The following is a 20,935-nucleotide window of genomic DNA, read 5'->3' on the forward strand; positions in this document are numbered from 1 at the left end:
ATCACGCTCGCACCAGGCTGAACCGGCGGCGTTCCCCGTCGATGGCTTCGATGCGGACGCTCACCCGGCTACCCGGCTCGGGGGCCGCGTCGGTCACGAGAAGACCATGGTGGCCGTGGACGTCGACGAACGCGCCGAACGGGACCACCCGGGCCACGACGCCGTCGAGCACCCCGCCCTCGGCGTGGGCCGCGACGAGCTCTTTCCAGTCGGACATGCGATTTCACCTCCTTCCCGCGCACGTTCCGATCTCGGAAGACGTGCGGGAGGCGGCGGGCCACGGGCCCGCCCGGAGGTCAGGGTTCAGCCGGGAACCCCGTCTGCTCACGGCTCGAGGCCGACCCGGCAGTCACACCGGAAAGCGTATCGCCGTCGCGCGGAAATGCACCAGCCGTAATTCTCCGACGCGTTGTCCGGCTATCGGGAAATCAGCTCACACAAGCGCGGGAAGATCGGCCAAGCGGGCGAGAGAATCGAGCCGGGCGGATTGGTCGTAGGTGGCCGTGGTCACCAAAACCTCGTCGGCGCCGGCGGCCGCGATCACTGCGCCGAGGCGGTCCGCGACTTCGGTGGGCGTGCCGGAAATCTGGCTGTCCAGGGTCTCTTCGAGCCGGCGGCGCTCGCGGTCGGTCATCGGCAGCGCCAGGACCTCCGCCGGCGGCGACAGCGGCGGGAAGACGCCGTGGGAGCGCGAATACACCGTCGCCCAGGCCTCCGACACGAGCAGGCGGCGCGCGTCCGCCGCCGTGTCCGCCACGGCGATCGCCGACGACACCACGACGTACGGCTCACTCGCCCAGGCACCCGGCCGGAAGCCGTCGCGGTAGCGCGTCACGGCTTCGGCGAGCGCGCGTTCACCGCGGACGGGCGCGATCACCAGCGGCAGCCCGAACTCGGCGGCGAGGTCCGCGCCGGACCCGGTGGCCAGCAGGAACGGCGGCACGCGCAGGCCCTCGGCGGGGTAGGCGTGCGCGCCGGGGTGCTCACCGGCGAAGAAGCCGAGCAGCTCCCGCACCTGCGCGCCGAAGTCGTCCGCCGCTTCCTTGCCCTGGCCGAGCGCCTCGCGGACGCCGGCGGTGAAGCCGACCGACCGGCCCAGCCCCATGTCGATCCGCCCCGGGTACAGCGCTTCCAGCACGCCGAACTGCTCGGCTACAACCAGCGGCCGATGGTTCGGCAGCATGACGCCGCCGGTCCCGACGCGGATCCGGCCGGTCGCCCCGGCGACGGCGGCGGCGAGCACGGTCGGCGCGGACCCGGCGACCCCGGGCACGCCGTGGTGCTCGGACACCCAGAACCGGTGGTACCCCAGCCGTTCGACGCCGGCTGCGAAGGCGACGGTGTCCCGCAGCGCCCGCGCGGTGCCGCCGTCGCGCCGCACGGGCGAGCGATCGAGCACGGAGAACTTCACCCGAAGTGCAACGCTCGGCCGTGAACGGGATTCCCGTCAGGGGCGCCAGCGCTCGCTGTAGTCCGCGTGGTCGGCGTAGGGCAGGGCCAGCAGGCGCAGCGTGAGGCACCAGTTGGAGCCGGCCTCGTCGGCGGGCACGTGGCAGGTCTCACACCAGTATTCGCTGCCGTAGAGCGGAAAACCGGGGACCTTCTCCGACACCGTGGTGCGGTGGGCGAGCAGGATCCGCCGGGTCGCTTCGATCTCGTTGATCATCTGGTTGACCGCGTCGAGGTCGAGATCGCTCAGCCCGCGGATCTTCTGCTCCACGGCGACCTTGGTCTCGCCGCGGTTCATCGCGTCGCCGGACTTCGCCTTGTTGACGGCCTGCATGATCAACGCCTGCCGTGCGCCCACGCGCGCGGCGAGGAATGCGATCAGGTCGTCCACGAGGGCCTCCCTCCTCGAACCCGCCCCCCGGCCCTGCCCGGGGAGTCATCGATTCGGGACCGCACGTTACGCCAGCGGGGCCGGTGATCGTGATCTCGAAGAAGGCCGTGCACCATTTGTGACCCGAAAGGCGACAGCGGGCGCCCGCGTGATCACGCGGAGTCCCGCCGGGTATTTCACGCGGCTCGATTAAAGCTTTGACGACCGGTTGTGGCGTTCGTCGCAGCGGGATCAGTCCGAGCGGGCTTTGCTCGGCTGGACCCGCTTCGGCTCCCCCGGCATCTTCGGGTAGTCCGGCGGGTACGGCATGTCCCCCAGCCCTTCGTCCCGCAGGTCCCGCTCGTACCACTCCAGTACCGTCTCCAGGCCGAACGCCTCCGCGTCCATGCCCGCGTGCAGGTCGCCGTGCTCGGTGAGGAACGCCGGGATCGTCAGGACGTCGAAGTCGTCCGCGTCGACCTCGCCCAGCAGGTCCCAGGTCAGCGGGGTCGAGACCGTCGCGCGCGGGGTGCCGCGGACCGACCAGGCCGAGGCCACTGTGCGGTCGCGGGCCGCCTGGTTGTAGTCGAGGAACACGCGGCCGCCGCGCTCCTCCTTCCACCAGGCGATCGTCGCCTTCTCCGGGATGCGGCGCTCGACCTCGCGCCCGAGGGCGATCACGGCGTGACGGACCTCGACGAAGTCCCACTCCGGGCGGATCCGGACGAGGACGTGCACGCCGCGGCCGCCGGACGTCTTCGGGTAGCCGGTCAGTCCCGCGTCCGCCAGCACCTCGCGGACCACCCGCGCGACCTTGACGGCGTCGGCGAAACCGGCCCGGTCCGGCGGGTCGACGTCGATGCGCAGCTCGTCCGGGTGATCGACGTCGGCGCGGCGGACCGGCCACGGGTGGAAGTCGAACGTCCCCAGGTTGGCCGCCCAGGCGAACACCGCGGGCTCGGTCGGGCACACCTCGGCGGCCTTGCGCCCGGACGGGAAGGTGATCTCGGCGGTCTCGACCCACGCCGGCGCGCCTTTCGGCACGCGCTTGGCGTAGAACCACTCGCCCTCGACGCCGTCGACGTAGCGCTTCAGCGTGGTCGGCCGCTCGCCGATCGCGCGCAGCAGCGGCTCCCCGACGGTGATGTAGTGCTCGACGACCTGGCGCTTCGTGATGCCGCGCTGGGGGAAGTACACCTTGTCCGGGCTCGAGACCCGGACCGTCCGCCCGCCCACCTCGTACTCGACCGGATCTCCGTGCTTCGGCATGCGGCCACGCTAGCGGGGATCGCGCTCCCCGGCCCCCTGCGAAACGCCCCGCCCGGCACCCGGCGACGGCGGGGCGGTGGCGCGGTGGCGCGACGGCCGGTCGCCGATGGTCGCGAATGACTCATTCGGGACGTCGGAGGCCGCGAATGAGTCATTCGCGGCACCCGGCGACCCGCAAGCCGGGCGCCCCCCAGCCAAGCGACCCGCCAGCCGGGCGGGCCGCCAGCCGGGCGACCCGCCAGCCGAGCGGGCCGCCAGCCGGGCGACCCACCAGCCGGACGACCCACCAGCCGGACGACCCGCCAGCCGGACGACCCGCCAGCCGAGCGGGCCGCCAGCCGAGCGGGCCGCCAGCCGAGCGGGCCGGTGGGCGAGCGGGCCGGTGGCGAGCGGCCGGGCTCGGGCGAACCGGGCCCAGCCGCTCCCGGTCCGAGCGCCCCGGCCCGACGTCCTGAATGAGTCATTCAGGACCTCCGGTGCCCTGAATGACTCATTCAGGACACTCGGCGGACCGGGCGGCGAGCAAACGGGCGGCGAACGGCCGGACCGGGCCGAACCGGGTCCGGCCGCCCGAATCCAGGCCAGGTTGGTCCGGCCGCACCAAGCCCAAACCCACCGCCGCACGACATGAATGACTCATTCCTGTCGTCGGACGACAGGAATGAGTCATTCACTACGTGCGGACCGGGCCCCGAAGCCACGCCGGTAAACTCGGCCCGGTGTCCGGCCGCACCAAGCTGATCTGCGCGCTCGCCGTGCTCGCCGTCTTCGCGGGGGCCGCGGTGCTGCTGCCGATCCCCGGGCCGGCCGAGCTGCGGGCCTGGGCGGCCACCACCGGCGCCGCCACGCCGCTCGTGCTGCTCGTGGCCTACTCGCTGCTCACCGTGGCGCCGATCCCGCGGACCGTGTTCAACCTCGCCGCCGGGCTGCTCGTGGGCACCGCGGCCGGGATCGCGATCGGGCTGGTCGCCACCACCATCGCGGCCGCGCTGTCGTTCGGGCTGGCGCGGCTGCTCGGCCGTGACCTCGTCACCCGCCACCTGCACCGATCCGCCGTGCGAACCGTCAACGACCGGCTCTCCGACGGCGGTGTCCTCGCCATCACCTCGCTGCGGCTGATCCCGGTCGTCCCGTTCGCGCCGTTCAGCTACCTCTGCGGTGTGTCGTCCGTGCGGCCGCTGCCCTACCTGGCCGGTACGCTGCTGGGGAGCGTGCCCGGCACCGTCGCCGTGGTCGTCCTCGGCGACGCCCTGACCGGCGGCACGCCGCCGGCGCTACTCGTCTGTTACGGCGTGTTCGCGCTGGCCGGGGCGATCGGCCTCATCCGGGTCTTCCGGAAACGGGCCCCGGTGCCCGAACCCGAGCCCGCCGGACCGGCTGGCTGACGCGAAGAGCACCGGGCCGACCGCTACACTCGATCGGGTGCGCGAAGCGGAAACGCGCTGAGCAGGGTCACCACCACCGGGAATTTCGTCAGGAGCAGTCGCCATCGACACCGGTCAGCTGATCGCGGGGCACTACCGCCTCGTCGAGCACATTGGTAGCGGTGCCATGGGTGTCGTGTGGCGCGCCACCGACGTGCGCCTCGAGCGCACCGTCGCGATCAAGCAGATCCTCCCCCAGCCGGGCGTCTCCGAGACCGAGCGCGACAACATGCGCCAGCGCGCGATGCGCGAGGCCAAGAACGCCGCCCGGTTCCAGCACCCGAACGCGATCGTGGTGTTCGACATCGCCGAGCACAACGGCGACCCGTGCCTGGTGATGGAGTACCTCAACGGGCCCAGCCTCTCCACGATCCTGGCCGAGGAGGGCACGCTGCCGCTCGGCCGCATCGCCCGGATCGGCGAGCAGGTCGCGTCCGCGCTGGTCGCCGCGCACCGCGCCGGGATCGTGCACCGCGACGTCAAGCCCGGCAACATCCTGATCGACGAGACCGGCACCGCGAAGATCACCGACTTCGGCATCTCGCGCGCGGCCGGCGACATGACGCTCACCGCGACCGGCCTGATCGGCGGCACGCCCGCCTACCTGGCGCCCGAGCTGGCGCGCGGCGCCGACCCGGTCCCCAGCTCCGACGTCTTCGCCCTCGGCGCGACCCTCTACCAGGCGATCGAGGGCACCACGCCGTACGGCAACACCACCAACCAGCTCGCGCTGCTCTACGCGGCCGCGAACGGCCAGATCAACCCGCCGGTCCAGGCGGGCGCGGCCACCGCGCTGCTGATGAGCCTGCTGCGCAGCGAGCCGGGCGAACGGCCGTCGATGGCCGAGGCCCGCGAGCGGCTGGCCGCGCTGGCCCGGACCGAGCCCGGCGGCATGAGCGCGTCGCCGCCGCTGCTGTCGGGTGGCGGGGGCCGCAAGCCCGCCGCGCCCGCCGAGAGCGGCGACCGCCCGCCGTGGCAGCGGACCGACCAGCCCGCGCCGTCGTCGCCGCCGGTCGGCACGCCGATGCCCGCGGGCAAGGCGCCGTCGAGCCCGCCGCGCCCGACCGCGGCGTTCATGCCGATGCGGTCGCCGGCCGCGCCGCCGAACACCCCGCCCAGACCGATGCCCGCGGCCGCGCCGACGGCCAGGGCACCGCAGTACTCGTCGAGCCCCGCGAAACCGGACAACAAGCGCAAGTACGCCCTGTTCGCCGGGGCGGGCGCCGCGGTCGTCGTGGCCGCGGTGGTCCTGTTCCTCGTGCTGAACTCCGGCAGTGGCGGCTCCGGCGGCGACCAGACCGCCCAGTCGCCCGGCGCGCAGCCGACCACCGGCCAGAGCACGCAGAAGAGCGGCCAGAGCAGCGCGTCGAACGCGCCGGCCGGCCTCGGCAAGACCGTGCCCGAAGGCAAGATCACCGACTTCACGGGCGCCGGCAAGGCGCTCACCGGTTTCTACGACAACCCCGCGGGCGGCTGGTCGAAGCTGACCCCGGCCGCGCAGCAGGTCTACGGCAGCGAGCAGGCGTTCGCCGACTACTGGGCGAACAACAAGGTGAACACCTACGCGAGCGCCCGCGCCGACAGCGGCGGCTCGAACTCCGACGGTTCGATCACGATGAACCTGACGGTCAACGGCACGCGCAACGGCTACCGCATCGTCATGAGCGGCGGCCAGCTGCTGATCGACGCCGACACCCGCCTGGGCCCGCAGAGCTCCTCCGGCTACTGAGACTTAACGCGCCGCTGGTGGGCTGACGGGCGCCGATGGCTTACCGTGGTGGTATGGCCGAGAACGGAGCTTCGCTGCCGGGCCAGAATCCTCGCTTCCACGAGGACCTGGTCGGCCTGGACCCCTACGACCCCGAGGCGCGCGCGTTCGCCGAGCACCTCGACCGGATGGAACGCTCCGGTCCCAACTTCACCATCGAGGCGGCGCTGGACGGCGTGGCCGACTTCGCGGACTCCAGCAACCGCCTCGGCGGGCTGCGGTACTGGGTGTCGGCCCTGATCGTGGTGCTCATCGTGCTCGGCGTGATCGTGACCGCATGGGACATCGTGGTGCACGCCCTCGCGTGGCTCGCGGCGTAACGTGGATCGGGTGAAAGGTATGAAACCCGTTGTCGGCGCGACCCCTCGCGTCGTGAAGTCCGAGCAGGAATGGCGGCAGCAGCTCAACCCCGAGGAGTACGCCGTCCTCCGCCAGGCGGGGACCGAACGGCCGTTCACCGGCGAGTACACCGACACGAAGACGACCGGCGTGTACGAGTGCCGCGCGTGCGGTGCCGAGCTGTTCCGCAGCGACACGAAGTTCGAGAGCCACTGCGGCTGGCCGTCCTTCTTCGACCCGGCGGACTCCGACGCGGTACTGCTGCGTGAAGACCGCGCCATGGGCATGAAGCGGATCGAGGTGCTCTGCGGCTCCTGCCACAGCCACCTCGGGCACGTCTTCGAGGGCGAGGGCTACCCGACCCCGACCGACCAGCGCTACTGCATCAACTCGATTTCGCTGAAGCTGGTCCCCGAGGCGTAAAGCCGCTGTCCTAAATCCTCCTTAAGCGAGCAACCCACCGCCCTTCCTCGGACGTAGTCTCCGCACACGGACGAGGGAGGGCGGACTCATGACCGACACCTGGGGTATTCCCGGACCGGTGTTCGCAGGCCTGTACCTGGCCCTGCTGCTCCTCACGGCGCTGGTCGCCGTGGTGCGCACGGTGCTGCTGGCGCGGGGGCACGCCGGCGGGGCGCCGGAGCGGCCGGAAGAACTCGCACTGCTGACCGGCGGGCGGCTGCGCGCCGGCGAACTCGTCGTCGCGCGCTTGCTGGAGCAGCAGGTCATCCGGCTCGACGGCACCGGCCGGGTCTCGCGCGTCAAGGGCTCGGCGTCCGACGCGCTGGGCCGCGCGGCGCTGCTGAAGGTCGGCAAGCACGGCTCCTCGATCGACCGGGTGCGCGCGACCGTCGCCGAGCACGCGGCGATGGCGGAGCTGGAAACCGGGCTGGTCGGCCGGGGCCTGCTCGCCGACCCGCGGAAGGTGCGCGCGACCCGGGTGGCCACCGCGGTGGCGTACTGGGCGCTGGTGGTCTTCGGCGTGGTCCGGCTGATCGCCGGGGCGAGCACCGGGCACCCGGTGGGCTACCTGCTCGGCCTGCTCGCGCTGGGCGTCGTCCTGGCGATCGTCACGACGGTCAAGGCCCGGAACGTGCCGCCGGTCAAGGCCACCACGGCCGGCCGGGCGGCCGCGGAAGAAGCGCGCCGAGCCGGGACGCTCACCGCGGGACCGGCCGGCGCGGTCGCCGCGGGCGGGTTCGGCGACCACCCCGACAAGGACGTCCGGCTGGCCGTCAGCCGCGCCACGCAGCAGTCGACGGCCCGCGCCTACCGCCGTCCGCGCACCCGGTGGGCGAGCGCCGGGGGCGGCGCGGCCGTCGGGTACTACGGCGGCAGCTCGTGCGGCGGCGGGGGTGGCAGCTCCTGCGGTGGTGGCGGGGGCGGTTGCGGTGGTGGTGGCGGGGGCTGCGGCGGTTGAAACGCCGACGCGAGCCCGCGCGTCTCACAGCTACGGTAACCGCGACTCACTGAGGGGAGACGGGCGATGGACGACCCGTGGGGCATTTCCGGACCGGATTTCGTGGTCCTCTACATCGCGCTGCTGGGCGCGGTCCTGCTGATCAGGCGCGTGGTGTCCGGCGTCGCGAGCAGGCGCGCGCAGCGCGTGGACGACGGGCGGCCCGTCGCGCCGCCGACCGTCTACCAGCTGGCGTTCCTGGCCGGCGGCCCCGACCGGGCCGTCGACGCGGCGATCGCGGCGCTGGTGGACCGCGGGCAGCTGCGCGTCAACAGCTACAAGCAGGTCAGCCAGGCCGGGGCCCGGCCGTCGGAGCCGCTGGAGCAGGCGGTCTACGACGTGGCGCAGCTGAAGACGACGGCGGCGATCCGGGCGCGGGTCCGCGGCTCCGCGGTCATGCGGGCGCTGGAGACCGGCCTCGACCAGCAGGGCTTGCTGGCCTCGGCCGCGGCGGAGCGGCAGGCGCGGACGTTCGGGCTGTTCCTGCAGCTCGCCGTGCTGGCGCTCGGCCTGGTGCGGCTGGTCAACGGCCTCTCGCTCGGCCGCCCGGTCGGGGTGCTGGTGTTCCTGGTCCTCCTGGCGGCGGTGCTGGCGATCGTGGCCGCGGTCCGCCGGTCGAAGACGGGCGCCCGGCGGCCGTCGGCGGCGGGGCACCGGGTGCTCGGCCAGGCGCGCGCGGCGGCGTCCGGGCCGGTGCCGGCGGGCATGCTGGCGGGCGGCGCGCTGCTCGGCGGCGCCGCGGCGGCGGTCGCGCTGGGCGGCTGGGCGATGTACCCGGACGAGGAACTCAGCGCGGCGCTGACCCCGCCCATGGGTTCCGGTGGCGGCGGCTCTTCGGGCTCGTCGTGCAGCAGCGGCTCGTCCTGCTCGAGCTCGTCGTCGTGCAGCAGCGGGTCCTCGTGCGGTTCGTCGTGCGGCGGAGGGGGCTGCGGTGGGTGAGCTCGGCATCGGGATCGGCTGGCGGCACGAACTGGACCTGTCCATCGCCCGGCTCCCGGGCGTCGACTGGGTGGAGGTCGTCGCGGAGAACCTGCACGCCGACCACCTCCCGGAGACACTGGTGGCGCTGCGGCGGCGGGGCCTGCCGGTGCTGCCGCACGCCGTCTCGCTGTCGCTGGGCGGGGCCGAGCCCCTCGACACCGGCCGCGTCCAGCACCTGGCGGAGATCGCGCGAGCGGTGGACGCGCCGCTGGTCAGCGACCACGTGTGCTTCGTGCGCGCGGGCGGGCTCGACTCGGGGCACCTGATGCCGCTCCCCCGCACCCGAGAGGCGCTCGACGTCCTGGTGGCGAACGTCCGGCTGGCCCAGTCCATTGTGGACGTGCCGTTCGCGCTGGAGAACATCGCCGCGGTGCTGGACTGGCCGGACAACGAGCTGACGGAGGAGCAGTTCCTCACCGAGCTGACCGACCGGACCGGCTGCCGGCTGATCATCGACGTCGCGAACCTGTACGCCAACGCCCGCAACATCGGCACGGACCCGGTGGCCTTCCTGGACGGGATCCCGTGGGAGCGCCTGGCGTACGTCCACATGGCGGGCGGGGTGGAGCGCGACGGCGTCTACCACGACACGCACGCGCACCCGGTGCTGCCGGAGGTGCTCTCGCTGTTGACGGAACTGCGGAAGCGGACGGACCCGCCGGGCGTGCTGCTGGAGCGCGACGACGACTACCCGAGCGACGAGGAGCTGGCGTCCGAGCTGGCGTCGTTGCGGGCGGCGGTGACGGTGTGAGCCGGGAGGAGCTGGCTGAGCGGCAGGCGGAGTTGCTGCGGGCGTTGCTGGCTTCGGGCCCGGCGCCTTCCGGCTTCGACCCCGCGCGGTTGCGGGTCGAGGCTTCCGTGCTGCGGCGGAAGCACGGGCGGGTGCTGGCTGTGCAGCGGCCTGAGCTGGCTGAGGCGTTGGGTGAGCGGTACGGGGCGCTGTTCGCGGAGTTCGCGGCCGGGCGGCCGAAGCTCGCCGTGGAGCGGTCGGGGGCTTACGCGGACGAGTTCGTGACGTGGCTGATCGCGGGTGGGCACCTGCCGAAGCCCCGGCGAGGCTTGCGGGACCGGCTCCGGCGCCGCTGATCCACAACGCGGCCGGGCTGTGGACAACCTGGCGGAGCGGAGCTTTTCGTCGGGGGGCGCCGGTAGACTGGCAGCGGGGCCTGCCCCCAGGGACGGGCGGGGCCCTGAGTCAGGGCGTCCAGGTCGGTTTGTCGACTCCCGGCAGTCGCGTGCCGAAGTCCCAGTGTGGCTCCGCGCCCGGCAAGCCGCCCGCCATGCGGACCCGCGTCAGGCGGCCGTAGCCGCTGTCCGCGTCCTCCATCAGGTCGCTGTAGTCGACCTCGACGGCCGAAGGATCCTTGCGGCCCAGCGAATCCAGCCAGCGGCCGGTGCCCGCCAGCGACAGCCGCGCGCGCCACGTGCCGCCGTCGGTCAGCTGCCGGTGGACCGCCGTCATGATCGCCGCCGCCGCCAGCCAGCCCGTGGCGTGGTCCAAGGCCTGGACCGGCAGCGGGGAAGGCTCCTCCGCGTCGAAAGCCATGCCGTTCGACATCTGGACCAGGCTGTCGAAGCCGCGCCGGCGGGCCCACGGGCCTTCCCAGCCGTACGCGCTCAGGTCCGCCACCACCAGGCCCGGCCGCAGCTCGGCCAGCTCCGCGGGGCCGAAGCCGATCTTCTCCAGCGCGCCCGGGCGGAACGACTGGACCAGCACGTCCGCCCGGCTGATCAGCTTCTTCAGCCGCGCGCGGCCGCCCTCGGTGTCCAGTGCCACGAACGTCGAGCGCTTGCCCTGCCCGGTGTCGCGCACCAGTGCCTCGACGCGCGGCAGGTGCGCCGCCCCGACGTGCAGGACGTCGGCGCCGTGCGCGGCCAGGACGCGCCCGGCCACCGGCCCCGCGAGCACGTGCGTCAGCTCCAGCACCCGGACGCCGCCCATCGGACGGTCCGAATAGAACAACGTCCGTTTCGGCGCCGCGGCCACCGGTTCCAGTGAAACCAGCGGCAGCGAAGCCACCGCCGAACCCTGCGGGTGCGCTGCCCAGTCCTCCGGCGAGCGCAGCTCGGCGGCCGCTCCCCCGGCGGACACCACCGCGTGCTCGATCTCGCGCGCGGGCCGCCCGGCGACCGCCTTCGCGACCGCGGCGCGGGTGCCGGGCACGCCCAGTCCCCAGCACACCGCCGCTTCGTGGCGCGGGTAGTTGCAGTGCAGGCGGATCCAGCCGTCGGCCGCGCGGTAGTTGCCCGACAGCGGGGCCCAGACCGACTCCGCGCCGGCGCCGTCGACCCGCAGCAGCTGCTCGCTGTGGAACGCCGCCGCCGCGTGCCGCGTGTCCGCGGTGACGACGCCGGGCTCGATGCCGCGTTCCTTCAGCAGTTCGCCGGCCGCGAGCGTGGCCGCGGCCACCGAAGCCGTGGCGGCCGCCGCGACCCGGTACGGCCCGGGCAGCACGTCTTCGGCGCCGGTCAGTTCGAAGGGCCCCGGGGCCGTGTCGGTGAGGGCACGCCAGACGCCCTCGACTGCCTCGCGCACTACGGCAGGGCCGCGACGAGCTCGGCGGGTGGCACGCGCGTGCCGGTGTAGAACGGGATTTCCTCCCGCACGTGCAGCCGCGCTTCGGTGCCGCGCAGGTGCCGCATCAGGTCGACGATCCGGTGCAGCTCGTCGGCCTCGAAGGCGAGGATCCACTCGTAGTCGCCCAGCGCGAACGACGCGACGGTGTTGGCGCGCACGTCCGGGTAGTCGCGGGCTTCCTTGCCGTGGTCGGCCAGCATCTTGCGCCGGTCGGCGTCCGGGAGCAGGTACCACTCGTAGGAGCGGACGAACGGGTACACGCAGATGTACTTGCGCGCCTCTTCCCCGGCCAGGAACGCGGGGATGTGGCTCTTGTTGAACTCGGCGGGCCGGTGCAGCGCGGTCTGGCTCCAGACCGGCGTCGACGCGCGCCCGAGCGGCGTCCGGCGGAAGCCGGAGTACGCGGCCTGGACCTGCTCGATCTCCTCGGCGTGCCACCAGACCATGTAGTCGGCGTCGGCGCGCAGCGCGGACAGGTCGTAGACACCCCGGACCGTGACGCCCTTCGCCTCCAGGCCGTCGAGGTACTCGGCGGTCTCGCGGCCGGCGGTCCCGCGGTCCTCGCCCAGCCTGCCGGGCTCGATCCGGAAGACCGACCAGGTCGTGTAGCGGATGGTGTCGTTGAGCTCGTTGTAGTTGACCCGCGCCATGCGTCCATCCTGTCACCGCGCGGGGAACGTCGCCGCCACGGGTCGGGTGAGCGCACTCACTCCGCGAGGTGGGCCGCGATCCGCTGCGCGGCCGCCTCCGCCGTCGCCACGCACGCCGGCAGCCCGACGCCGTGCAGCGTCGCCCCGGCGACGGCCAGCCCCGGGACCGCCGCGATCGCCTTCTCGATCCGCTCGACCCGCTCGAGGTGCCCGGCGCCGTACTGCGGCAGCCCGCCGCCCCACCGCGTCACCAGCGTCTCGATCGGCGCGGCCGTCACGCCGGTCAGGCGCGCGAGGTCGTCACGGACCACGCGGACCAGCTCGACGTCGTCGGCCTGCAGTGCGCCCAGCTCGCCGAAGCGCCCGACCGAGCCGCGGACCAGCACCGGGCCGGTGCCGAAGTGACTCCACTTCCGCGAGGAGAACGTGAACGCCTTCGACGCGTACGGCTTGCCCGCGGCGTCGCGCTCGCCGTGGCCGATCAGGATCCCCGACGCGTCCGGCAGCGGGGTGCCGGGCGGCAGCGCCAGCGCGACCACGGCCATCGACGCCAGCTCGACCTCGCCGAACGCCGCCGAAGCCGCGGGGACGAGGTCGGTCAGCAGGCGGCGGGCCGAGGGCGCGGGCACCGCGAGGACGACCGCGTCGGCCTCCACGGTGTTGTCCGCGGGCGCGTGCGCGGTCGGCGCGGCGCCGATGCGCAGCCGCCAGCCCGCGCCGTGCCGTTCGATGTCGCAGACCGGCAGCCCGGTCCGCAGCTCGGCGCCGGCGGCCTCGGTGAGCCGGTCGATCACCGTGCCCAGCCCGCCCGGGACGGTGCCGAACACCGGCGCGGTGGACGGGTTCGCGGGCAGCTGCGCGGCCGCCGCGGCGGTCAGCGACCCCGCGCCCGCGGCCAGCGCGGAGGCCAGGCCCGGCATGGTCGCGCGCAGGCCGAGACCGTCCGCCCCGCCCGCGTAGACGCCGCCGAGCAGCGGGTCGACCAGGCGGTCGACCAGTTCGTCGCCGAAGCGCTCGCGCAGCAGCGGGCCCAGCGGCAGGTCGCCGCTCGGCAGCCGCAGCTCCGGCAGGGAGACCTCGGCCTCGACGGCTCGCCGTCCGGCTTCCGAAAGCACGCCGGCCACGGACTCCGCGGACGCCGGGACGCCCATCAGCGTGCCGGGCGGCATGCCCGTCACGCTGCCGCCGGCGTGGATCTTCGCGCGAGCCTTCGTCGGGTGGACGACGTCGAGGCCGAGTTCGCGGACCAGCGCGAGCATCTCGGGACGGCGGACGAGGAACGCTTCGGCGCCGACGTCGTAGGGGACGCCGGCGAGCTCGGCCGTGCGCAGCTTCCCGCCCGGCGTCTTCGTCTTCTCGAACACGACGATCTCGGCGTCCGCGCCGAGCAGCCGTCGCAGCCGGTACGCCGCCGTCAGCCCGGAGACGCCACCGCCGACGACCGCGACGCGCTTCACAGCTCGTGCACCAGCCCGACGACGCGGGTCAGCACTTCCGGGTCGACGCCCGGCAGCACGCCGTGGCCCAGGTTGAAGATGTGGCCGTCGGCCGCCTTGCCCTCTTCGACGATCCGGCGGACCTCGGCTTCGAGGACCGGCCAGGACGCGTGCAGCAGCGCCGGGTCGAGGTTGCCCTGCACGACCGCGTGGCCACCGAGACGGCGCACGGCCTCGTCGAGGGGGATGCGCCAGTCGACGCCGACGACGTCCGCGCCCGCGTCGCGCATGGCGGGCAGGAGCTCGCCGGTGCCGACGCCGAAGTGGATCCGCGGCACGCCGTACGCGGCGACGCCGTCGAGGACCTTCGCCGAGTGCGGCAGGACGAACTCGCGGTAGTCCCGCTCGGACAGCGCGCCCGCCCAGGAGTCGAACAGCTGGACCGCGTCGACGCCCGCGTCGAGCTGGGCGCGCAGGAACGTCAGCGCGATGTCGGCCAGGCGGCCGGCCAGCTCGTGCCAGACGTCCGGCGACGAGTGCATGAGCGCCTTGGTGTGCTCGTGGTTGCGGCTCGGGCCGCCCTCGATGAGGTAGCTGGCCAGCGTGAACGGCGCGCCGGCGAACCCGATCAGCGGGGTGCCGCCGAGCCGCTCGACGAGCAGCCGGACGCCGTCGGCGACCTTCTCCACGTGCTCGGGCTCCAGCTCGGGCAGCGCCTTCACGGCGGCGAGGTCGCGGATCGGGGACGCGACCACCGGGCCGGTGCCGGGCACGATGTCGATGTCGACGCCGGCGGCCTTCAGCGGCACCACGATGTCGCTGAAGAGGATCGCGGCGTCGACGCCGTGGCGGCGGACCGGCTGCAGCGTGATCTCGGCGAGCATTTCGGGGTCGAAGCAGGCGTCGAGCATCGGCACGCCCTCGCGCAGCGCGCGGTATTCGGGCAGCGAACGACCGGCCTGGCGCATGAACCAGACGGGCGTGCGGGCCGGGCGTTCGCCGCGCGCGGCGGCCAGGAACGGGGCTTCGGGCAGCTCGCGGCGGCCGGACGTGGCGGCCTGCTGCGGCAAGGGCGTGGTCGGAGACATCGCGGTCAATCGTGCCACGAGGCCCGTGGAGCCTTTCCCTCGGCGCGCCTGCGCCCGCAACGGGGCGTGCCCGCCCTAAAGTCGAAGCGTGACCGCGATGACGCCAGTGCCCGAGCTCTTCCGCGAAGCAGTCGCGGCGCTGCAGTCCGTCCGGCCCCGCCGGGAGGTGCTGCTGGAGCCGATGCGGGCCCCGCAGCGGCTCGCGCCGTGGTCGTACGCGGTCAGCTGCGAAGTGGCCGGTCCCGCCGACGTGCTGGCCTCGGGCCGGCTGGTCCTGCTGCACGACCCAGAGGGCCAGGAAGGCTGGGACGGCGTCCTGCGGCTGGTCATGTACGTGCGCGCGGAGCTGGACCGCGAACTGGCGACCGACCCGTTCCTGCCGGCGGTCGGCTGGTCGTGGCTGACCGACGCGCTGGAGGTGTCCGGCGCGAGCTGGACGGCGCTGGGCGGCACGGTGACGGAGACGTCGTCGGCCCGCTTCGGCGACATCTCCGGCCCGGCGCGCACGGACGATCTGGAGCTGCGGGCGTCGTGGACCCCGACCGACGCCGGGCTGCTGCCGCACGGGCAGGCGTTCTGCCAGGTGATGGCGAGCGTGGTCGGCCTGCCGCCGGTCGGCGTGACGCTCTTCGGCCAGCGCCAGAGCTCCTGACCCGCGCGGGCTGTCCTGAAGGGGACGTTGCTCTTATCTGACGTCATGAAGGGGACGTTCCTGGCGTGTGATGCCAGGAACGTCCCCTTCATGGCTCCTGACCCGCGGCGTTCGGGCGCGGTGGTCTCGACGAAGCCCGGGCCGGCGCGGCTGCTCGTCGCCCGGCGGGACCTGCCGGAGGTCTTGAATGAGTCATTCAAGACGCCGGAGGTCCTGAATGACTCATTCAAGACGTTCGACGGCAGCCGCCGGGGCTGGAGCGGGCAGCGCCAGAGCTCCTGACCCGCGGCGTTCGGGCGATCGTCGGCAACGAAACGGCAACGGCGCCCCGCCGCGCGCCGTCTCCCGGCGCACCCCTTGTACGGATGTGAGCAAAATTCACGTCCACTGAACGGCGTTCACGCCTCCGCGGCCCCCAGAAGGGTCACCGGACGCCCCGATCGGTGCCGACGATCAAGGACCCCTCGGCGCCACCCCGACGTCTCTGAGGGCGTTTCACGTCTCCTCGTTCGTGACTCCCCGCGGTCACGCACCGCAACAAGATCAACTCGGCCGTCCCGGGTCCGCCGGACCCCGGTGATCGACACGGACAGTCACGGTTCCCGGCGTCGGCAAGCCCCGCCGAAGCCGCTTCGCGAAGTTGATCATGCCCCGGCCGGGGCCACATTCCGGGCCCTGCCCGCACCCATCCGGACCCCCGTCACTAGGCGCACCGGCAGCTGCACGCCCCATCTGCACGACCATTTGGACGTCGGCAACTTCTTTGCATCGTGTTCGCTGGGCTATCCGTTAACAACCGGCCGTGTACTAGCCCGATCGTGTTACTCCGAACCCACTGAGTGACTGTTCGTTTGAGATAGATACCCATTCGATCCCCCCGCAACGGCCTCAAGGCGGCTACAGTGCCTTCGACGACACCACTTTCGGTCTAAAGCTGGCGCGGCTGAACGGCCGAAGGTCCCGGTGCCGGTCGGGGGGCACGACCGACTCCAGGGAGGTAGTGACGTGGCTACCGTCGGCATTTCTCAGGCCGTCCGATCCACGCCAGCCGGCGCGTTGCCGGCGAGCATGGTTCCGCACCCGCGGGAAGAGCTCTTTTCGGTATTGGTGGTCGACGACCACCCGCTGTTGAGGGAGGCAATCGCAGCAAGACTCGCACAGATGGGTGCGGGGACCGTCCACGAAGCCGCCACGGTGGCCGAGGCGAGGGCGCGAGCACAGGCCACTGGGCCTTGTGACCTGGCGATCCTCGATCTCGGACTGCCGGACGGCAGCGGCATCGAGCTGGTTACGGAACTCCGTAGCCACGGCTGGCCGCGCGTGGTCGTACTCGCATCCTCGGACGATCCGTACGCGGTCCGCTCGGCCTTCCAGGCCGGGGCCCAGGCGTACCTGCTGAAGTCCGCGTCACCGGTCGTCGTGACCGATGGCGTGCGGCGTGTGCTCGAGGGCGGCGTCTACGCCGACCCGAGCGTGGCTCCGGTGCTGGCCACCGGGACCCGCGTCGCGGGCACCGACAACACCCCGCGCGAGCTGTCCGCTCGCGAGGTGGAGGTGCTTCAGCTGGTCGCCGACGGGCAGTCCAACAAGGAGATCGGCGAGGAGCTTTCGCTCTCCGCCCTCACCGTCAAGTCCCACCTGTCCCGGATCGGGCGCAAGCTCGGCACGGGCGACCGGGCCCAGATGGTGGCGCTGGCCATGCGAGCCGGCGTGATCCGCTGACGCAAGCGAACAGCCCTGCGGGGCGGGCAGACCAGGCGCGGTATGCCCGTCCCGTAGGGTCGTCAACCATGGGAAGCGCAGAGGCCGAGGACACCGGGATGGAGATCGAGTCCACGGGCGGCCCTGTGCTGCTACGCGAACCCGCCGAGGGCACGCCCCCGGTGATCACCGAACCGTCCGCGCTGGCCGAGGCCTGCGCGCGACTCGCCGCGGGCACCGGCGCGGTCGCCGTCGACACCGAACGCGCGTCCGGCTACCGGTACTGGCCCAAGGCCTACCTCGTGCAGCTGCGCCGCGAGGGTTCCGGCACGGTGCTGATCGACCCGATCGCACTGGCCGACGACCTCCAGCCGCTGCGCGACGTCCTCAACGACCTGGAGTGGGTGCTGCACGCGGCCTCCCAGGACCTCCCCTGCCTCGCCGAGCTGGACCTGCACCCGGCGGCGCTGTTCGACACCGAGCTGGCCGGGCGGCTGGCGGGCTACGAACGCGTCGCGCTCGGGACGCTGGTCGAGCTGCTGCTCGGCTACACCCTCGAGAAGGGGCACAGCGCGGCGGACTGGTCGAAGCGGCCGCTGCCGGTCGACTGGCTCAACTACGCGGCTCTCGACGTCGAGCTGCTCATCCAGCTGCGCGAAAAGCTGGAGGCGGAGCTGGGCGCCCAGGGCAAGCTGGAGTGGGCTCGGCAGGAGTTCGAGAACGTCCGGACGGCGCCGCCGCCACCGCCGCGGGCCGAGCCGTGGCGCCGGACGTCCGGGGTCCACAAGATCCGCAACCCCCGGGGTCTCGCGGCGGTCCGCGAGCTGTGGCAGGCGCGTGACGAGCTCGCCCGCAAGCGCGACCGCGCGCCGAGCCGGATCCTGCCGGACACCGCGATCATCAACGCGGTGACGGCCGACCCGAAGACGGTCGAGGACCTCCAGGCGCTCCCGGTCTTCAGCGGCCGGGTCCAGCGCAAGTACACGGCGAGCTGGCTGCGCCACCTCCAGGCGGCCCGCGCGCTCCCGGCGTCGGAACTGCCGTCACCGTCCCAGCCGACGGACGGCCCGCCCCCGGTCAACCGCTGGGCGGACAAGGACCCGGACGCGGCGGCCAGGCTCTCGGCCGCCCGCGCGGCGCTGACGGCGATCGCGGAGGACCGCCGGCTCCCGGTGGAGAACCTGCTGCTGCCGGACCTGGTGCGCCGCACCTGCTGGCGCCCGCCGGCGGAGACGGACGAGGACTCGGTGGCGGAGGTCCTGCGGGCGGGCGGCGCCCGGCCGTGGCAGGTGGAGCTGACGGCGTCGGCGCTGAGCAAGGCCCTGCAGGCAACGGCTTCCTGACGCCGGCCCGAAGCGCCCCAATGTGGCCTTCGGTGCGTTGAATCAGCACTGCGGCGCGAAGCGCCTCCGTTGAGGGTGGCGGTGGGGGCATGGGAGGCGCAACCAATGTGGCCTTGGGGCGCTTGTCAGCCGGTCAGCGCTGCCAGCAGGGTGTGGGCCTCCGCCCGCAGGTCGTCTGACGGCTCCCCCACCCCCACCAGCCGCACCACGCCGTCCGCTCCTTCGCGGACGTGGGCCTCGACGTCCAGCTCCGGGTCGTCCCGCCGGACCACCGCGATGCTCTCCACCAGCCCGAACACCAGGTCCGTCCGGATCGCCACCGACTCCGGAGCCACCCCGGCGGCCGCCACCAAACGACCGTACGACGCCTTCAGGTCCGCGCGCTCCGCGCGGAAGCGGGCCAGGTTCGCCGAGCCCACCTCCGGCAGCAGGTACAACGCGCCGAGGTTGTGCCGCGCTCCGCCCAGCAGGCCGATGTCCGCGTACGCCAGTGCCCACAGGCGCACCGCCGCCGGGCCCGGGGCGGCCACCAGGCGGGCCGCCAGGTCCAGGGACGGGCGGACCGTCTCGGCGAGCAGGGCCGCGAGGATGTCTTCCTTCGCCGGGAAGTGGTAATAGAGCGACGCCTGCCGCAGGCCCGCGCGCTCCGCTATCGCGCGGGTCGTCGTCGCCGCGTAGCCGGCTCCAGTGAACAGCTCTCCTGCCGCGTCGAGCACCGCCTGGCGCGCGTCCGGCCGGTTCGCCGCCGCGCCACTCGCCCTCGGCCTGCCGACTCCCGCGCCTTTGACCACGGGCTGATCTTGCCAGGTCCGGCGCCCGGACACCCGTGGTTACCCCCGCATGTCGCTGTTGACGCCCGGACCGCGCCGCCGTTAACGCGCACCTAACGCGCCGGAGATCGAGCAGACCCGGCCGGGGCTTAATTTCTGTCAAACGATCGAAACGAGGAGATCGCATGCCACCCGACGAGCTCGCCTCCTTCGGCTACCGCCAGGAACTCCGCCGGTCGCTCGGCGGGTTTTCCGCCTTCGCCGCCGGTTTCTCGTTCGTCTCCATCCTCACCACCGTCTTCCAGCTCTTCGGGTTCGGCTACACCTTCGGCGGCCCGCTCTTCTTCTGGACGTGGCCGGTGGTCCTCGGCGGCCAGCTGCTCGTGGCGCTCACCTTCGCCGAACTCGCCGCGCGCTTCCCGCTCGCCGGATCCGTGTACCAGTGGGCGAAACAGCTCTCGAAGGGGTTCCTCGGCTGGCTCGCCGGCTGGATGATGCTGCTCGGCTGCGTCGTCGCCCTCGCCGCCGCGGCGATCGCGCTGCAGGTGGTGCTGCCGTCGGTGTGGGACGGCTTCCAGCTCGTCGGCGGCGACCCGTCGGTGACGTCGCCGTCGGGGGCGGCCAACGCCGTCGTCCTCGGCGCGCTCCTGCTCGTCTTCACCACGCTCGTCAACGCCGGCGGCGTCCGGCTGATGGCCCGGATCAACGACGTCGGCGTCGCGGCCGAACTCCTCGGCGTCGTCGTCCTCGTCCTCGGGCTGGGCCTGTTCGCCGTCCGCGGCCCGCAGGTGGTCGCGCACGACGCCCCCGGCACGAGCGCCGGGCTCGGCGGCGTGCTCGCTTCGGCGCTCATGGCCGCGTACGTGCTCTACGGCTTCGACACCGCCGCGTCGGTCGCCGAGGAGACGAAGGACGCGCGAAGGGCGGCACCGCGCGCGGTGCTGCGAGCCGTGCTCGTGTCCGGGATCGGCGGGCTCGCCGTGGTCCTCACGGCGCTGATGGCCGCGCCGAGCCTCACCGACGGGCAGCTCGCCGGCCACGGCCTGCCGTACGTGATCACCGCCGTCTTCGGCGACACCCTCGGCCGCGTCTTCCTCGCCGACGTCGCCATCGCCGTCGTCGTCTGCACCCTGACCATCCAGACCGGCACCGTCCGGCTGATCTTCGCGATGGCCCGCGACGGCGCGCTGCCCGGCTCGGCCCGACTTTCGTCGGTGAATCCGCGCACGGGCACGCCGGTCGCGCCCGCGCTCGTCTCGGGTGTCCTGGCGATCGCGCTCCTGCTGCTCAACGTCGGCAACCCGACGCTCTTCAGCACGATCACCGGGACGTCGGTGGTGGTCGTCTACCTGGCGTACCTGCTGGTCACCGGACCCTTGCTGGTGGCAAGGCTGCGCGGGCGGTTCCCCGCCGAACCCGGCCGGTTCTCGCTGGGCCGCTGGGGTGTCCCGCTGAACGGCGCGGCCGTGCTCTACGGCGTCGCCATGGTCGTGAACATCGGCTGGCCGCGCGCGGAGATCTACGACGTCGCCGGTTCGGGCGCCCCCTGGATGCTGCTGTTCCCGATAGAGTTCGTCGGCGGCGCACTGGTGATCGGCTGGCTCTGCTGGCTGCGGCTGCGCCCCGCTCCCGCCCTCGAACCCGCGATCTGAGAGGAC

Annotated in this window: 22 protein-coding genes; 13 read left to right on the plus strand and 9 right to left on the minus strand. The window is 73.2% G+C overall.

Annotated elements, in window-relative coordinates:
* Position 1 precedes the first annotated feature (1 nt).
* The 4 genes from SD460_RS36680 to SD460_RS36695 form a co-directional block, all read right to left on the minus strand.
* Positions 2-217: a S1 RNA-binding domain-containing protein gene (locus SD460_RS36680; RefSeq protein ID WP_290062809.1), complete on the minus strand. Its 216-nt coding sequence runs from the start codon at positions 215-217 to the stop codon at positions 2-4.
* Positions 218-433: 216 nt separating this feature from the next.
* Complete coding sequence (locus SD460_RS36685; RefSeq protein ID WP_290062808.1) at positions 434-1,399, minus strand: LLM class flavin-dependent oxidoreductase; 966 nt, start codon at positions 1,397-1,399, stop codon at positions 434-436.
* A gap of 48 nt (positions 1,400-1,447) precedes the next feature.
* Positions 1,448-1,840 carry a DUF6221 family protein gene (locus tag SD460_RS36690; RefSeq protein WP_290062807.1) on the minus strand — a complete coding sequence of 131 codons (393 nt, stop codon included), beginning with the start codon at positions 1,838-1,840 and terminating at the stop codon, positions 1,448-1,450.
* A gap of 231 nt (positions 1,841-2,071) precedes the next feature.
* Positions 2,072-3,088, minus strand: coding sequence for a DNA polymerase domain-containing protein (locus SD460_RS36695; RefSeq protein WP_290062806.1), 1,017 nt, complete (start codon positions 3,086-3,088; stop codon positions 2,072-2,074).
* 719 nt (positions 3,089-3,807) lie between these two features.
* Here SD460_RS36695 and SD460_RS36700 point away from each other — a divergent pair.
* The 8 genes from SD460_RS36700 (at position 3,808) to SD460_RS36735 (ending at position 10,145) form a co-directional block, all read left to right on the plus strand.
* On the plus strand, positions 3,808-4,473 hold the full coding sequence (locus SD460_RS36700) for a TVP38/TMEM64 family protein (protein WP_290063161.1): 666 nt from the start codon (positions 3,808-3,810) through the stop codon (positions 4,471-4,473).
* Positions 4,474-4,639: 166 nt separating this feature from the next.
* Complete coding sequence (locus SD460_RS36705) at positions 4,640-6,241, plus strand: serine/threonine-protein kinase (RefSeq protein ID WP_438860862.1); 1,602 nt, start codon at positions 4,640-4,642, stop codon at positions 6,239-6,241.
* A gap of 53 nt (positions 6,242-6,294) precedes the next feature.
* Positions 6,295-6,600: an aminotransferase class IV gene (locus SD460_RS36710; RefSeq protein ID WP_192782430.1), complete on the plus strand. Its 306-nt coding sequence runs from the start codon at positions 6,295-6,297 to the stop codon at positions 6,598-6,600.
* Positions 6,601-6,619: 19 nt separating this feature from the next.
* Positions 6,620-7,042 (plus strand): peptide-methionine (R)-S-oxide reductase MsrB, encoded by a 423-nt coding sequence (msrB, locus tag SD460_RS36715; protein ID WP_290062967.1) that lies wholly within the window; start codon positions 6,620-6,622, stop codon positions 7,040-7,042.
* An 88-nt stretch (positions 7,043-7,130) separates the two neighbouring features.
* Complete coding sequence (locus tag SD460_RS36720) at positions 7,131-8,039, plus strand: TIGR04222 domain-containing membrane protein (RefSeq protein ID WP_290062968.1); 909 nt, start codon at positions 7,131-7,133, stop codon at positions 8,037-8,039.
* A 66-nt stretch (positions 8,040-8,105) separates the two neighbouring features.
* A complete protein-coding gene (locus tag SD460_RS36725) occupies positions 8,106-9,017 on the plus strand; it encodes a TIGR04222 domain-containing membrane protein (RefSeq protein ID WP_318307386.1) in 912 nt (303 codons plus the stop codon).
* Positions 9,010-9,810 carry an MbnB/TglH/ChrH family RiPP precursor modification enzyme gene (locus SD460_RS36730; RefSeq protein ID WP_290058803.1) on the plus strand — a complete coding sequence of 267 codons (801 nt, stop codon included), beginning with the start codon at positions 9,010-9,012 and terminating at the stop codon, positions 9,808-9,810. The genes SD460_RS36725 and SD460_RS36730 overlap by 8 nt, the downstream gene beginning before the upstream one ends.
* Positions 9,807-10,145, plus strand: coding sequence for an SCO6045 C-terminal-like domain-containing protein (locus tag SD460_RS36735; RefSeq protein ID WP_290058804.1), 339 nt, complete (start codon positions 9,807-9,809; stop codon positions 10,143-10,145). The genes SD460_RS36730 and SD460_RS36735 overlap by 4 nt, the downstream gene beginning before the upstream one ends.
* Before the next feature lie 109 nt (positions 10,146-10,254).
* Here SD460_RS36735 and SD460_RS36740 read toward each other — a convergent pair whose 3' ends face one another.
* From SD460_RS36740 to hemE, 4 genes are read right to left on the minus strand one after another with little or no spacing between them, the layout of a single operon-like run.
* Positions 10,255-11,595 (minus strand): CoA transferase, encoded by a 1,341-nt coding sequence (locus SD460_RS36740; protein WP_290058805.1) that lies wholly within the window; start codon positions 11,593-11,595, stop codon positions 10,255-10,257.
* Positions 11,595-12,287, minus strand: a complete 693-nt coding sequence (gene hemQ / locus SD460_RS36745; protein ID WP_290058806.1) for a hydrogen peroxide-dependent heme synthase — start codon at positions 12,285-12,287, stop codon at positions 11,595-11,597. Before hemQ ends, SD460_RS36740 begins: the two co-directional genes overlap by 1 nt.
* Before the next feature lie 56 nt (positions 12,288-12,343).
* Positions 12,344-13,744, minus strand: coding sequence for a protoporphyrinogen oxidase (gene hemG / locus SD460_RS36750; RefSeq protein WP_318307387.1), 1,401 nt, complete (start codon positions 13,742-13,744; stop codon positions 12,344-12,346).
* Positions 13,741-14,811, minus strand: coding sequence for a uroporphyrinogen decarboxylase (hemE, locus tag SD460_RS36755; protein WP_290057496.1), 1,071 nt, complete (start codon positions 14,809-14,811; stop codon positions 13,741-13,743). Before hemE ends, hemG begins: the two co-directional genes overlap by 4 nt.
* Before the next feature lie 88 nt (positions 14,812-14,899).
* On the opposite strand from hemE, the gene SD460_RS36760 reads away from it, so the two are divergent.
* The 4 genes from SD460_RS36760 (at position 14,900) to SD460_RS36775 (ending at position 18,507) form a co-directional block, all read left to right on the plus strand.
* Positions 14,900-15,463, plus strand: a complete 564-nt coding sequence (locus tag SD460_RS36760; protein ID WP_290057495.1) for a DUF3000 domain-containing protein — start codon at positions 14,900-14,902, stop codon at positions 15,461-15,463.
* Between the two features lie 45 nt (positions 15,464-15,508).
* The gene (locus SD460_RS36765; protein ID WP_318307388.1) at positions 15,509-15,745 is read left to right on the plus strand and encodes a hypothetical protein; all 237 of its coding nucleotides are present in this window, start codon (positions 15,509-15,511) and stop codon (positions 15,743-15,745) included.
* A 723-nt stretch (positions 15,746-16,468) separates the two neighbouring features.
* The gene (locus SD460_RS36770) at positions 16,469-17,185 is read left to right on the plus strand and encodes a response regulator (protein ID WP_033261886.1); all 717 of its coding nucleotides are present in this window, start codon (positions 16,469-16,471) and stop codon (positions 17,183-17,185) included.
* A gap of 98 nt (positions 17,186-17,283) precedes the next feature.
* A complete protein-coding gene (locus tag SD460_RS36775) occupies positions 17,284-18,507 on the plus strand; it encodes an HRDC domain-containing protein (RefSeq protein WP_438860639.1) in 1,224 nt (407 codons plus the stop codon).
* 125 nt (positions 18,508-18,632) lie between these two features.
* Here SD460_RS36775 and SD460_RS36780 read toward each other — a convergent pair whose 3' ends face one another.
* The gene (locus tag SD460_RS36780; protein WP_290057491.1) at positions 18,633-19,298 is read right to left on the minus strand and encodes a TetR/AcrR family transcriptional regulator; all 666 of its coding nucleotides are present in this window, start codon (positions 19,296-19,298) and stop codon (positions 18,633-18,635) included.
* Between the two features lie 164 nt (positions 19,299-19,462).
* Here SD460_RS36780 and SD460_RS36785 point away from each other — a divergent pair, with 164 nt between their 5' ends.
* Entirely contained in the window at positions 19,463-20,929 is a 1,467-nt protein-coding gene (locus SD460_RS36785) for an amino acid permease (RefSeq protein WP_290057490.1), read from the plus strand.
* The last annotated feature ends 6 nt before the right edge of the window (positions 20,930-20,935 follow it).

The organism is Amycolatopsis solani (genome assembly GCF_033441515.1).
In the GTDB taxonomy this organism is placed as follows: Bacteria; Actinomycetota; Actinomycetes; order Mycobacteriales; family Pseudonocardiaceae; genus Amycolatopsis; species Amycolatopsis solani.